9 protein-coding genes are annotated in these 13,329 nt (G+C 60.8%); 3 read left to right on the forward strand and 6 right to left on the reverse strand.

Annotation, left to right across the window (positions count from 1 at the left end; translation table 11 throughout):
- The first annotated feature begins 78 nt into the window (after positions 1-78).
- Both FXN63_RS23080 and FXN63_RS23085 read left to right on the forward strand, forming a co-directional pair.
- Positions 79-1,245 carry a nucleotide sugar dehydrogenase gene (locus FXN63_RS23080; RefSeq protein WP_148817867.1) on the forward strand — a complete coding sequence of 389 codons (1,167 nt, stop codon included), beginning with the start codon at positions 79-81 and terminating at the stop codon, positions 1,243-1,245.
- Between the two features lie 241 nt (positions 1,246-1,486).
- On the forward strand, positions 1,487-2,050 hold the full coding sequence (locus tag FXN63_RS23085; RefSeq protein ID WP_148817868.1) for a hypothetical protein: 564 nt from the start codon (positions 1,487-1,489) through the stop codon (positions 2,048-2,050).
- A 132-nt stretch (positions 2,051-2,182) separates the two neighbouring features.
- Here FXN63_RS23085 and FXN63_RS23090 read toward each other — a convergent pair whose 3' ends face one another.
- The 6 genes from FXN63_RS23090 to FXN63_RS23115 all read right to left on the reverse strand — a co-directional run bounded on the left by FXN63_RS23090 (position 2,183) and on the right by FXN63_RS23115 (position 9,825).
- Positions 2,183-3,004, reverse strand: a complete 822-nt coding sequence (locus FXN63_RS23090) for an ABC transporter permease (RefSeq protein WP_148817869.1) — start codon at positions 3,002-3,004, stop codon at positions 2,183-2,185.
- 11 nt (positions 3,005-3,015) lie between these two features.
- Complete coding sequence (locus tag FXN63_RS23095; protein WP_148817870.1) at positions 3,016-4,278, reverse strand: ABC transporter permease; 1,263 nt, start codon at positions 4,276-4,278, stop codon at positions 3,016-3,018.
- A gap of 114 nt (positions 4,279-4,392) precedes the next feature.
- Positions 4,393-5,424, reverse strand: a complete 1,032-nt coding sequence (locus FXN63_RS23100; RefSeq protein ID WP_148817871.1) for an ABC transporter substrate-binding protein — start codon at positions 5,422-5,424, stop codon at positions 4,393-4,395.
- Positions 5,425-5,505: 81 nt separating this feature from the next.
- On the reverse strand, positions 5,506-6,654 hold the full coding sequence (locus tag FXN63_RS23105) for an ABC transporter ATP-binding protein (RefSeq protein ID WP_148817872.1): 1,149 nt from the start codon (positions 6,652-6,654) through the stop codon (positions 5,506-5,508).
- Between the two features lie 190 nt (positions 6,655-6,844).
- Positions 6,845-7,474 (reverse strand): response regulator, encoded by a 630-nt coding sequence (locus tag FXN63_RS23110; RefSeq protein ID WP_148817873.1) that lies wholly within the window; start codon positions 7,472-7,474, stop codon positions 6,845-6,847.
- 44 nt (positions 7,475-7,518) lie between these two features.
- A complete protein-coding gene (locus FXN63_RS23115) occupies positions 7,519-9,825 on the reverse strand; it encodes a sensor histidine kinase (RefSeq protein ID WP_187395000.1) in 2,307 nt (768 codons plus the stop codon).
- Between the two features lie 450 nt (positions 9,826-10,275).
- Here FXN63_RS23115 and FXN63_RS23120 point away from each other — a divergent pair, with 450 nt between their 5' ends.
- Complete coding sequence (locus FXN63_RS23120; RefSeq protein WP_187395001.1) at positions 10,276-13,296, forward strand: DUF4214 domain-containing protein; 3,021 nt, start codon at positions 10,276-10,278, stop codon at positions 13,294-13,296.
- Positions 13,297-13,329: the final 33 nt, after the last annotated feature.

Below are 13,329 nucleotides of genomic sequence, written 5' to 3' on the forward strand. Positions count from 1 at the left end.
GCCGTTGCGCGCCAGGTGAAGGCATGATTGGTCGGCTTTTTCTGGGTCATCGATAATGGACTTTTCAGGAGTACGGCAGTGAAGATTGCAGTGGTGGGTACGGGTTACGTAGGGCTGTCCAATGCGGTGCTGCTGGCGCAGCACAATGAAGTGGTGGCGCTCGACATCCTGCCGGAAAAGGTAGCGATGCTGAACGCGCGGCAGTCGCCCATCATCGACGCAGAACTGGACGACTTTCTGCTTCACAAGACGCTGACCCTTCGTGCGACCTCGCACGCGCTGGACGCTTACTCGGGCGCAGAATTCATCGTGGTGGCGACGCCTACCGACTACGACCCGACGACCAACTACTTCAACACGCAATCGGTAGAATCGGTCATCCGCGATGCGCTGGCCGCCAATGCCACCGCTACCATCGTCATCAAGTCGACGGTGCCGGTGGGATTCACGTCCAAGATGCGCAAGGAATTCGCCACGGACCGCATCGTGTTTTCACCCGAGTTTCTGCGTGAAGGCCGTGCGCTGTACGACAACCTGCATCCGTCACGCATTGTGGTGGGCGATTGCTCGGGTGTGGGTGAACGGTTTGCCGCGCTGCTGCAACAGGGCGCGGTGAAGCAGAACGTTCCCGTGTTGCTGACGCACTCGACCGAGGCCGAGGCGATCAAGCTGTTCGCCAACACCTACCTTGCCATGCGCGTGGCCTATTTCAACGAGCTGGATTCCTACGCCGAAGCCAATGGCCTAGACTCGCGTCAGATCATCGAGGGCGTGGGGCTGGACCCGCGCATTGGCACGCACTACCGCAATCCGTCGTTCGGCTACGGCGGGTATTGCCTGCCGAAGGACACCAAGCAGTTGTTGGCCAATTACGCGCAGGTGCCGAACAACCTGATTCGCGCCATCGTGGACGCCAACACCACGCGCAAGGACTTTGTGGCCGATGCCATCCTCAAGCGCAAGCCCAAGGTAGTGGGCATCTACCGCTTGACCATGAAGTCCGGGTCGGACAACTTCCGCGCCTCATCCATCCAAGGGATCATGAAGCGCATCAAGGCCAAGGGGGTTGAAGTCGTGGTTTACGAACCTTCGCTGCGCGCTGACACCTTTTTCCACTCGCGCGTCATCCGTGACCTGGGCGTGTTCAAAAGCACGGCTGACATCGTGGTGGCCAATCGGCTTGCCGACGAGATTCTTGACGTACGCGACAAGGTCTACACGCGCGATCTGTTCGGCAGTGATTGAGCTGGCCTGACCCGGGGCTTGCAGGGCTCCGGCGAGCGCTGCAAGCACAGCATTCTGTTATGAAGCGTCGCACCAGCTTGATTTATTGTTGGCTATCTAGCCGCCACATCTCGAGATTTCTGATGAAAGACCGAGCCGCATAACTTTTAATCCGGCATTCAATATTCATCAGCACGCTGCTGCGTATCATCATTAAACCCAGGGCGGGCCGCTGCCCGTCGATGGTCCACAGGAGATATACATGGCAGTCGGTTCCGTCAATGAAGCCCTCTTTCTCGCAAGCTTGCCGGAGGGATTCACCTTCACCGTGACAGCGCTGGAAACAGATACCCACGACAACTGGCGCGGTTTTTTTGATCGTCGTTCCGACAGCGTTCCTTATGACGTGGCTGCCGGGCAGGAGATTGCCGAGGCACGCATGACGACCTCCCGTGTGCTCGACAGCGGCGTCGGCCCCACGTGCAAGCTTCGTTTCAAGATCGCGGGCACCATCGGCGGCAAGACGGTCGAGAAGAAGGGAAACTTCACGTTCACAACCTCGGATTGGCCCCTCGTCGGACGGCCGGACCAGTTGATTCTGAACAGTAGCCTGGACGGCATGGATAGCGTTGCGGTGATCCAGGATGTGAGATTGATGACCACGCCGGACCCGTTCTCGTGCGCGTTCGTGCTGAAAGGCGAAGAACTGGGCCTGATCATCAGCCGCGAAAAAAACTTGACCAACGAAGTCGTCAGCACCGTGGTGGGCGGTATCCTGACCGTTCACGGCAAAGCCATCAGCTGGGTGTTCGGCAAGATCATCTGATTTGAACACACAAGCGTTGCCGTCAGCGGCAACGCCTTCTGCAGGTGCGCTTGAAAAACAGAAGGGCAGGAGCAACACATTGCACCCGCCCTTCTGTTTTCTCCACCGCCTCTGCCCGCGACGTTCACCAAATCACGCAGCAGGCGCAGTCCGCATCTTCTCGCTTCGGCCCCGCAACCATTCCAGCGCCAGCAACATCAGCACAGAGAATCCGATCAGCAAGGTTGCCGCCGCCGCAATGGTCGGGCTCAGGTTCTCGCGGATGCCGCTGAACATCTGGCGCGGCAAGGTGACCTGCTCGGGGCCGGCCAGGAACAGGGTCACCACCACTTCATCGAACGACGTGGCAAACGCGAACAGCGCGCCGCTGATGACGCCGGGGGCGATCAGCGGCAGGGTCACGCGGAAGAAGGTGGTGACGGGCGAGGCACCCAGATTGGCGGCTGCCAGCACCAGGCTGTAGTTGAAACCCTGCAAGGTGGCCGACACGGTGATGATCACGAAGGGCACGCCCAGCACGGCGTGGATGGCGATCAGCGACAGGTAGCTGTTGCCCAGGCCCAGCGGCGCGAAGAACAGGTAACTGGCCACGCCCACGATCACCACCGGCACGACCATCGGCGAGATCACAAGGCTCATGATCAGCTTCTTGCCACGGAAGTTGCCACGCGTCAGGCCGATGGCGGCCAGGGTGCCCAGCACCATGGCCAGCAAGGTGGCAACCGGGGCAACAATCAGGCTGTTCTTCAGCGAGCGCATCCATTCTGCCGAGCTGAAGAACTCGTTGTACCAGCGCAGCGAGAACCCGTTCAGCGGATAGATCAGGAAGGTGCTGTCGTTGAAGGACAGCGGCACGATGACCAGCACGGGCAGAATCAGGAACAGCAGCACCAGGCCACACAGAATGCGGTGCGCGTAGTGCCAGGCAACCTGGACGGGGGATCGGTAGCTCATCAGGACTCTCCTTATGCCAGGCGCAGGCGGGCGGCGTTGGCCAGCCAGCCATACAGCATGTACAGCACCAGCGTGGCGACCAGCAGCAGGCCGCCCAGTGCGGTGGCCATGCCCCAGTTGATGGTGACGTTGGTGTAGAAGGCCACGAAGTAGCTCACCATCTGGTCGCCCGGGCCGCCCAGCAGCGCAGGCGTGATGTAGTAGCCGATCGACATGATGAACACCAGCAGGCAGCCTGCCCCCACGCCCGCTACGGTCTGCGGGAAGTACACGCGCCAGAAGCTGGCAAACGGATGGCAGCCCAGCGAAATCGCTGCACGCACGTAGCTGGGCGAGATGCCTTTCATCACGCTGTAGATCGGCAGGATCATGAAGGGCAGCATGATGTGCACCATCGCGATGTACACGCCCGCGCGGTTGAATACCAGTTGTAGCGGCTGGTCGATCAAACCAAGCTTGATCAGCGCGCTGTTGATCAGACCGCCGGACTGCAGCAACACGATCCAGGCCGCGACCCGCACCAGAATGGAGGTCCAGAACGGCAGCAGCACCAGGATCATCAACAGGTTGCTCTGACGTGACGGCAGGCTGGCCAGCAGGTAAGCCAGCGGATAGGCGAACACCAGGCAGATCAGGGTGATGACTGCGCCCATCCACAGGGTGCGGGCAAAGACGTCCAGGTAGATCGCCTGGTCGGGCGTGGTGCGTGTGATCTCACCCAGTTCGTCGATGCGGTGGTCCAGTGCGGCCAGCACGTAATACGGCGTGGTGGCGCTGCTGTTGCGACGAATGACTTGCCAGTAGGCCGGGTCACCCCAACGGGCATCCACGCCCTCCAGGGCTTGCTGATAGGTGCCCGTGGCCTGCAGTGGCATCGCGCGCGTGGTCTTGGCCAGCAGGCTGCGATAGCCCGGCAGCTCCAGGTTCAGGCGGCGGGCCAGTTCACCGCTGCTGGCGGTGTTGCCACGCAGCGCGGTCAGGTCTTCCGTCAGGGCGCGATACACCGGTTCAGGCGGCAGCGATTTGCCGTCCCACTGGGCGATGGCAGACACGGTGCCGGGTAGCGCACGCACGACTTCGGGGTTATCCACACTGCGCCACAGCAGCATGGCAATCGGCACGACAAAGGTCAGCACCAGGAACACCAGCAGGGGCAGCACCAGACCAAACGCCGTCAGTCGGCTGCGGCGGCCAGCACGGGCCAGCTGTTGTTTCAGACCGCGGTCGATGACAGGTGCGGCGTTGCCGTCCAACGTAGTGGCAGGGGCGACCATGACGGGCTCCGGAATCGGGGAATGACCGGCCGCATGCACGCAGGAAAATGCGCAGGCAGGCGACCGCAGAAATACGGTTGACCCGCAGCGCGCCAGGGCGCTGCGGGTCGGGGCTTACTTCGCAGCCCAGGCGTTGAAGCGTTGTTCCAGCGTTTCGCCGTAGTCGGTCCAGAACTGCACACCCATGGCGACCTGGCCGCGGATGTTGCGCTCGGCGGTGGGCAGGTTGCTGGCGGTCTTCACGCTCAGCAGCGGAATCGCCTGCTTGTTGGACGGGCCGTAGGCAATGTGCTCGGAATAGCTTTTCTGTTGCTGCGGCTGAAGCATGAAGGCCAGGAACTTCATGGCGTCTTCCTTGTTCTTCGCGCCCTTCGGAATCGCCCACGCATCGAAGTCATAGATGCCGCCGTTCCACACGATCTGCAGGTTGCTTTCCTTTTGTACGGCAGCGATGCGACCGTTGTAGGCCGAGCTCATCACCACGTCACCCGAGGCCAGGTATTGCGGCGGCTGCGCGCCTGCTTCCCACCATTGAATGTTGGGCTTCAGTTCGTCCAGCTTCTTGAAGGCGCGGTCTTGTCCTTCCTTGGTTGCCAGCACCTTGTAGACGTCCTTGGTTGGCACGCCATCGGCCATCAGCGCGAATTCCAGGGTGTACTTGGCACCCTTGCGAAGACCACGCTTGCCGGGGAAGGTCTTGGTGTCCCAGAAGTCGACCCAGCCATTGGGGGTGGTCTTGACCTTGTCGGCGTTGTAAGCCAGCACGGTGGACCACACGAAGAAGCCCACGCCGCAGGGGGTGATGGCACCCGACACGAAGTCCTCTGATTTGCCCAGCTTGCTGAAGTCCAGCTGTTCGAACAGCCCTTCGTCGCAGCCACGCGCCAGCTCGGGCGATTCCAGCTCCACCAGGTCCCAGGACACGCTGCCGGTGTCGACCATGGCCTTGACCTTGGCCAGTTCGCCGTTGAATTCACCAGCGATGATCTTGTTGCCGGTCTGCTGTTCGTAAGGCTGGTAGTAGGCCTTGACCTGGGCGTCTTTGTTGGCACCGCCGAAGGACACGACGGTCAGGTCTTTGGCCAGCGCCGGGGCGCTGCAAACCAGGGCGGCGGCAAGCGCCGTGAGTGTGATGCGGAACGACATGGTTGGTCTCACTCCAGGGGTTTTAGGTATCGTCGTCGGAAGGCAGAACGTCAGGGACAGAACGTCAGAGCAAAAACAGGCTTACGCGGCGACCAGCTCGGCGGCAGGTTTGCTCGCCGTGGCAGCCACGCCGGGCGACGCGTCGAGCGCACGCACGTGCTCGATCGGGAAGCCCAGCGGAATCACGTCACCCACTGCCAGGCCGGGTTCCAGCTGGGAGATGGGTTGCTTGATGAAGAAATTGGATTCGCCGCAGACGTCCAGGCGAATGCGCACGTGGTCGCCCAGGTAGATGAACTCGGCAATGCGGCCCGAGAAGCGGTTTTCCATCTGCTGCGTGGCACCGTTCAGACGCACGCGTTCCGGGCGAATCGACAAGGTCACGGGCTGGCCGGGTTGGCCCACATTGACCGCGAGCGCACGCACTTTCTCGCCACGTGCCAGCTCCACCGTGCACAGCTCGCCGTCACGGTGCACCAGCCGACCGGGCAGTCGATTGTTCTCGCCGATGAACTGGGCCACGAAGGTATTGCAGGGGTGTTCGTACAGGCTGCGCGGGTCGGCGATCTGCTGGATTTCACCGTTGTGGAACACCGCCACACGGTCACTCATGGTCAGTGCTTCACCCTGGTCGTGGGTGACGTAGACCACCGTCACACCCAGGCGTTGATGGATGTGTTTGATCTCCATCTGCATGTGTTCGCGAAGCTGTTTGTCGAGCGCGCCCAGCGGCTCATCCATCAGCACCAGCTGGGGTTCGAACACCAGTGCACGGGCCAATGCCACGCGCTGCTGCTGGCCACCGGAAATCTGCGTGGGATAACGTCCACCGAAGGCGTCCAACTGAACCATCGACAGCGCGTGACGCACCTTGTCGGCCACGTCTACCTTGTTCATGCCGCGCACGGTCAGCGGGAAGGCAACGTTCTCGGCCACGGTCATGTGGGGGAACAGCGCGTAGTTCTGGAACACCATACCGATGTCACGCTTGTGCGGCGGCACGTTGTTAAGTCGTTTGCCGTCCAGTGTGATTTCACCTGCGGTGGGCGTCTCGAAACCGGCCAGCATCATCAGGCTGGTGGTCTTGCCCGAACCCGAGGGGCCCAGCAGCGTCAGGAACTCGCCGCGACGAATGTCGAGGTTCAGATTCTTGACAATCAGGCTTGCGCCGTCGTAGGTCTTCTGGACGCCGCGAAAGCTCACCAGCACATCGTTGTTCGTCGCCGTCATCACCGTTTCCCCACGCATCGAAGCCAGGCATCAAGCGTAGAAAAACAGCAGCAGACGGCCTATCGGCGCGGCAGACTGATTTGCCTTACCCGACAGGAGAGCTTTTTGTAGGGATCGCCTGACAAGGGCGATGGGTGGCGCAGGTTTGCACCCAGCGCGGCTCAAGCACAGGGCGTGTGTCCCGACAGGCTCAACCCAGCTTGTGCTCCAGTGCGTACTTCACCAGGTCGGCAACAGAGTGCACGCCCAGCTTCTGCATCAGCCGTGCCTTGTGGGTGCTGATGGTCTTGCTGCTGACCGACAGGTGCTGGGCGATCTCGTTCACGCCCTCGCCTTTCACCAGACGTTCGAACACCGAGAACTCACGCTCGGACAGCTGCGTGTGACGTGGTTTGTCGCTGGCCAGGCCCACGTCGAACACCATGCGGTCGGCCAGCTCCGGGTCAATGTAGCGACCGCCAGCGGCGACCTTGCGGATGGCAGTCAGCAGCAGCGCAGGTTCACTGTCCTTGGTGGCGTAGCCAGACGCCCCGGCCTTCAGCGCACGGGCGGCCATCTGCGGTTCGTCGTGCATGGACAGCATCAGAATGCTGGGCGCTCCGGCACGGGCACGGATGCGCGCGATCGACTCCAGGCCATTCATGCCGGGCATGGAGATATCCAGCAAAACGACATCGCACGGCGTGTTGCGCAAGCTGTCCAGCAACTGCTCGCCGTTCACGGCTTCGCCCACGACAAGCAGGTCGGGGGCCATGCCGATCAATTGCTTGATGCCCTCGCGCACGATCTTGTGATCTTCGGCAACCAGCACGCGGATCATGCATGTCCCTTTTCGTTTTTTGTTGATCTGTTATCGATTCGATTTCAACGCAGCGGAATGCGCGCTTGCAGCGTGGTGCCGTTGCCGGGTTCACCGTCCAGCGTCAGGGTGCCGCCAAGCATCAGCACACGCTCTCGCATGCCCACCACCCCGAATGATCGCTGGTTTGCGCTGGGCTGAAAACCCACACCGTCATCGGCCACGGTCAGCGCGAGCATACCGTCTTCGACCGTCAGGCGAATTTCCAGCGAATGCGCCTGGGCGTGGCGCATGACATTGGTGAGCGCCTCTTGCAGCACGCGGAACAGGCCAATGGCCTGCGCGTCGCTCAGCACCAGCGGCGTATCAGTGGCCAGCACCAGACAGGGAATGCCGCTGCGCGCTTCGAAACGGCGCGCCTGCCATTCGATGGCCGATACGATGCCAGCATCCAGAATCGGCGGGCGCAAGGCGGTGGCCACGTCACGCACCAGCTGGAACAGCTGCGCCATCAACCGCTGGATACTCTCCAAGCGCTCGCGCTGGGCGGCGTTTGGGTCGGGCGTGATCAGCCCGAGCATGGAAAACTCCAGCTTCAGCACGGTAAGCACCTGCCCCAGTTCGTCGTGCACCTCGCGTGCGATGCGGGCCTTCTCTTCTTCGCGCACGGTTTCCAGGTGGGCGGACAAGTCGCGCAGCTGTGCTTGCGAATGCGCCAGTGCAAGTTCCGCGCGCTTGTTGTCGTGGATGTCCCAGACGACACCATCCCAGACAAAACGGCCATCGTCCATGCGCCGCATGGCCGCCTTCAGATCAACCCAGCGTTCATCACCCGTCGCCGTGCACATGCGACCCTGCCAGTGCCAGTCGATGCGTGCCTGCATGGCTGCATCGCGCCGCGCGACATAGTCGCCCACATCAGCAGGGTGGATCAGGCTGCGCAAGCCACGCTCGCGATCGGTCAGTGCCGCAGGCGCGTGACCAACCAGCGCCTGGCTGCCGTCGCTGACGAAGGTCAGCACCGCGCCATCGTGGCTCTCGCCGTATTCCATGCGGAACACCATGCCGGGCACGTTGGCGGCAATGCCGCGCAGCTGGGCTTCGCGCTCGGCCAGTGCGGCATCGGCGCGCCGTTTTTCGCTCAGGTCGAGCACAAAGACGACCAGATATTCCGCGCTGCCGAAACGCAGAAAGCTCAGGTTGACCGCCACCGGCAACCAACTGCCGTCACCACGTTGCCAGACGGTCTCTGAGCCAGCCGGGGGTTGTTCGTCGCGCACCAGTTTCCACAAGGACAACCAGCGGTCCATATGCAAGGTGGGGTCGAAATCTTCCAGGGGCCGTTCAAGCAACAGAGACGGCGCAATGCCCAGCATGTTCGCTGCCGCCGCATTCACGTAGCGGATGCGGCTGTCCCAGTTCACCCACAGAATGCCCGTGACGCTCTGGTCGACTGAGAACTGCGTGAGGCGCAGCGCCTCCTTTTCCTGTTCACGCAACGCAAGTTCGCGGCGCAGGTCGGTTACCCGCCGCTCCATGACCGGGCGTTGCCGCAATTGCCATATCAGCGCGGCGGCCAGCGCAGTGGTCAGCAGACCTGCCAACAAGGCCAGGCTGCGCCACAGTGCAGGCGACAACTCAGACGCAGGCGGTGGAGCCAACCAGCGCTGTCGCAGTTGTACGGCGTCGGCATCAGGCAATGCGGCCAGCAGTCCATCCAGTTGCCGCAGCAGCAGCGGTTGTTCGCTGACCACTGCGATGCGACGCAGCAGCGGGTAGCCAGCGGTTTCGATCTGCACCAAGCCGGCAAACAGACGTTGACGCGCCAGCCGATCGAACTGGACCTGATCCACCAGCGCGTAGTCGGCCGTGCCCTCGGCAAGCTGGCGCAAGGCAGCCTGCGGATCAGCCGCCACCTCGACCCGCAGCGCGGGCAGGTTCTGTTGCACCTGGGCGGGCAATTCGTTGACCGGGCCGACCAGCAGACGGGTGTCCGCAGGGATGCGCGCGAGCGATACGGGGTCAAGCTCGCGTCCGCCGACCAGCACCATGGGCACCCGCAGATAGGGGTCGGTGTAACGCCAGTGGCGCAGCCCCATTGGCGTCTGCAGTGCGCCCACGGCCATGTCGATCTGCCCTGCTTCGCGTGCGGTTTCCTGCGCCATGGTGTCAGGGAAGACATGCCATTCCAGGTGGACACCTGCTCGCCGCGCAAGGCGACTAAGCAAGTCGATGTCATACCCTGCCAGACCGCCGGCGGCATCAAGCGTCGCGTAGGGCGCCTGGGTGACCACCCCCACGCGCCAGATCGGGACTTGGGCGTAGGCGGGAGCGAAGGGCAGCGGCAATATCCACGCAAGGATGACAACCAATGTCGCAGTACGTGCCTTCAGCGCTGTCTTGACGCTGGCACACAGCCGAGCGGCGCATGGCGCTCCATGCTGATTCCTGCGCGCAGACAACGCCTGTTCTCCTACTTGCTGACGGGCACCGCTAAGACGATGGGAAAAGGATGGGCCGCAGTAGCCTCTCGCGCCCTGGCCCAGATTGTAGATGTCGGGCATAAGACCCTGACGATTAGCTTCCACAAAGGCAACGTCAAATACGTAGTTTATTTGAATGAAGCCATGACACAAAGTGCGCACTTACACCCATTGAAACCAAAAGACACAAAGAACATAATATAAAATTATTGATATTCAATATTCATCAATATATTAATTATCAGCTTATTTCACTTGAAATCACGCTGAACGGCGTTAATCTCGCTGCAAATTTTTAGCACTGAAATAATTCAGTGCTTTTTCCCAGACGAGATGTTTATGTCCGCACGTGTTCAACAAGCTTATTTCACCTTATTTGGCCGACCGGCCGACCCGGCTGGCTTGGCGTTCTGGGACAACGTCTCTGCGTCGCTGAGCGACGCACAGCTTTATGAAGCACTTGCTGCCTCACCTGAATTTCAAGCGTCTGCCGATATCACCACGACGTCGTTGCTGACCAGTATTTATCAAAATGCCTTCGGACGCGCACCGGACGCTGACGGACTGAACTTCTGGCTGTCGGTCATCACCGCTGATGGCGGTGACTTGGCAGCAGTTGCGCGTGCAGCCGCCAGCATCATCTCGCTGCCAACCCCGGAATCAGCCGACGGCCAAGCCGTTGTCAATAAAACGCAGGTGTCCATTGCATTGACGGAGGCCTTGTCGAACACAGACCACGCCAATTCAATTGATGCCACCACGCTGGCGTCTGCCAAGGCGCTGCTAGCCCAGACGGGAAGTACCGCACTGCCCGAGGCGGCGGCATTGGCAACGGCGATCACTGGCGTGGCTCAGACCGTGGCCACCGACACCTTGTCCAAGGTGCACAGCAGCGTGCAGACCCTTTATGTGGCCGTCTATGGACGCCCGGCTGATCCGGATGGCCTGAACTTCTGGACGGCAACACTGGACTCGCTTGGTGGCGATGCATCGGCGCTTGCCACGCAGTTCATTTCTGCCGACAACGCCGAGTTCGTCGCGACCTACGGTGCACTCAGCGCTGATGAGTTCCTTGCGACCCTTTACCAGAACCTGACGGGCCGCGCGCCCGACGCAGACGGCGCCAGTTTCTGGAAAGGCAGTATCGAAAATCTGACCAATGCAGGCGAATCCACGCTGGCAGGCTTTGCTGCAGTGGCTGCGCAGGTTGTTCAGGCAGTGGTGGCCAACCCGACTTCCGCCGACGCCAACGTTGCGAAAAACACAGCAGCTGTGGCGCAGAGCTTCACCGAGCAACTCGTGCAACAAGCCGGCCCTGATGCCGACCTCAGCCAGATCTCTGCGGCGGCCCTGACCGCCGCCCGCGAGTTGCTGAACGGCGTAACCGCCGATCCTGCGTCGGTTACGCAAGCACAGGAAAAAGTCACTGATCTTGCCAAGGGCGTGCTGGAGCAAGTTGGCGTGCCAGTGGTCAATCCCCCGCTAGTCACCCCGCCTGTGGTGTCTCCCCCAGCGACCCTTGCCTTCACGGTGGATGCTGCCCTGGAAAACGACAACCCCGCCACTGGCGCATTCAAGACGATCCAGGCAGCAATCGATGCCGTGGGCGATGGCCGAGCCGCCGTGATCAAGGTGGCGGCAGGTATCTATACCGAAGACCTGGTGTTGAAGAGCAGCATCACGTTGGAAGGCCAAGGAGATGTGAAGGTCGTGTCGGCGGGCAGCGACACGGCAGTGCTGGCCGAACATGCATCGAATATCACCATCAAGAACATGGTGTTCGAGGAGAACGATGCAGTGACATACCAGCTTGCGTTCAAGGATGCATCGGGCATCACGCTGGACCACGTGACCCTGATCGGTGACGAGCGCGATGCTGCCACTGGCCTGTACCTCAATGGCGTGGCGGGGGCGACGCTGTCGCAGGTTACCGTGCGAGCTTACGGTAAGGATGGCATTGCAGTGGTGGCAAAGGACGCGGCTCCGGATTGGAAGGTCAGCAAAGACCTGACGTTCACTGATGTGTCGGCGACGAATAACGGAACTGGTCTCGCGTTCTACACGAAAGGCACTGGTATCTTTGCAAACCCGGAGGATGCCGAGGCCGACATCAATGGCGTGGTCTTCAAGGGCGCGACCTTGATCTCCGGCAACGGGACAGGCGTCTTGTTTGGCGAGGAAGGTGGGCTGAAGGCAGTGCATGGTGAGTTCGTCACCCCCGAGTTCGGCACGCCGTCCTGGGCAAGCATTGAACTGCAAAACACTATGGTCAACGGGAACACCGTCCAGGTCTTGAGCCATGACCGAACCTTCCCTGCCTACATCATCGCGGCTGGCACCGATGACATAACCGTGAATTTCGATACTCGCGTCGAATTGGAGGGCGATGTACCGCAGCTGGTGACGTTCACCGAGGAGGCCGGCTATTCCTTCACTATCGGGGGCTCATCCAACATCGAGCTACAACGCGACAAGAGCACTTTTTGGCTGTCCGACAACTCGGATCGGACCACACCGTATCAGATCGATGTGAAATCAAGTGGCTCCGAAATCAGCTTCTCTGCGATTTCATACGGCGTGACCCAAGATATTCAACTGACGTTGGATGCCAATGCACTGAAGACTTTGGAGCTCTCTGGCATCTACACAACCGCCAGATTCGTGCTGACCGACACATCCCAACTCAGCCAGCTGACAAACATCAAGCTGACCTTCCTGACCACCGCAGACATCCTGCTGAATCTGAAGGATGCGCAGCAAAGCATTGTGCTGGACTCGTCGTACGAGGGTCTTACATCAACGAGCAGCCAAGTCGACTACACCGGTAGTCAGCATGGTGACACCCTGAATATCGCTGGTCGTTATGGCAGTGTCTATACCCTGGGAAGCGGCGACGATGTGGTGTCTTATCTGGGGTCACTGCAATACACCTACGGAGACCCGACACAACTGCCGATCTCAAGCGTGAGCACGGCAGGTGTGTCGCGCGTTGGCACCCGGGAAGTCTTTGGAGAGGGTGTGGTCAACGCCTACGATACGATCAAGAATTTCGGCGCGTCCGATGTGATCAGGATCGAAACAGCAGCCGAGAGAGGCACGTTTGGCAATGTCACATTCGGCACCGACAACGTGGACCTTGCGTTTGCCCAGGTCGCCATCACCACCCAGTTTGCGCAAGGCAAAAATGTCGTCTTCGCCACCTTGCCGACGCCAGATCAAGGCTATTTGTTCGTCGACCTGGATGGAAATGGCGCTTATGAAGCGGCAAAGGACTTTGCCATCAAGATCGAGCTGGCTGGTGGCGTGACGTTCACACAGGCCAATCTTGAATTGTTCGCGTCGGAACCCACGCCGCCGTAAGTCGTTCGGTCTGGCAACAGTACGCAAGCCGGA

The organism is Pigmentiphaga aceris, assembly GCF_008119665.1.
Classification (GTDB): domain Bacteria; phylum Pseudomonadota; class Gammaproteobacteria; order Burkholderiales; family Burkholderiaceae_B; genus Pigmentiphaga; species Pigmentiphaga aceris.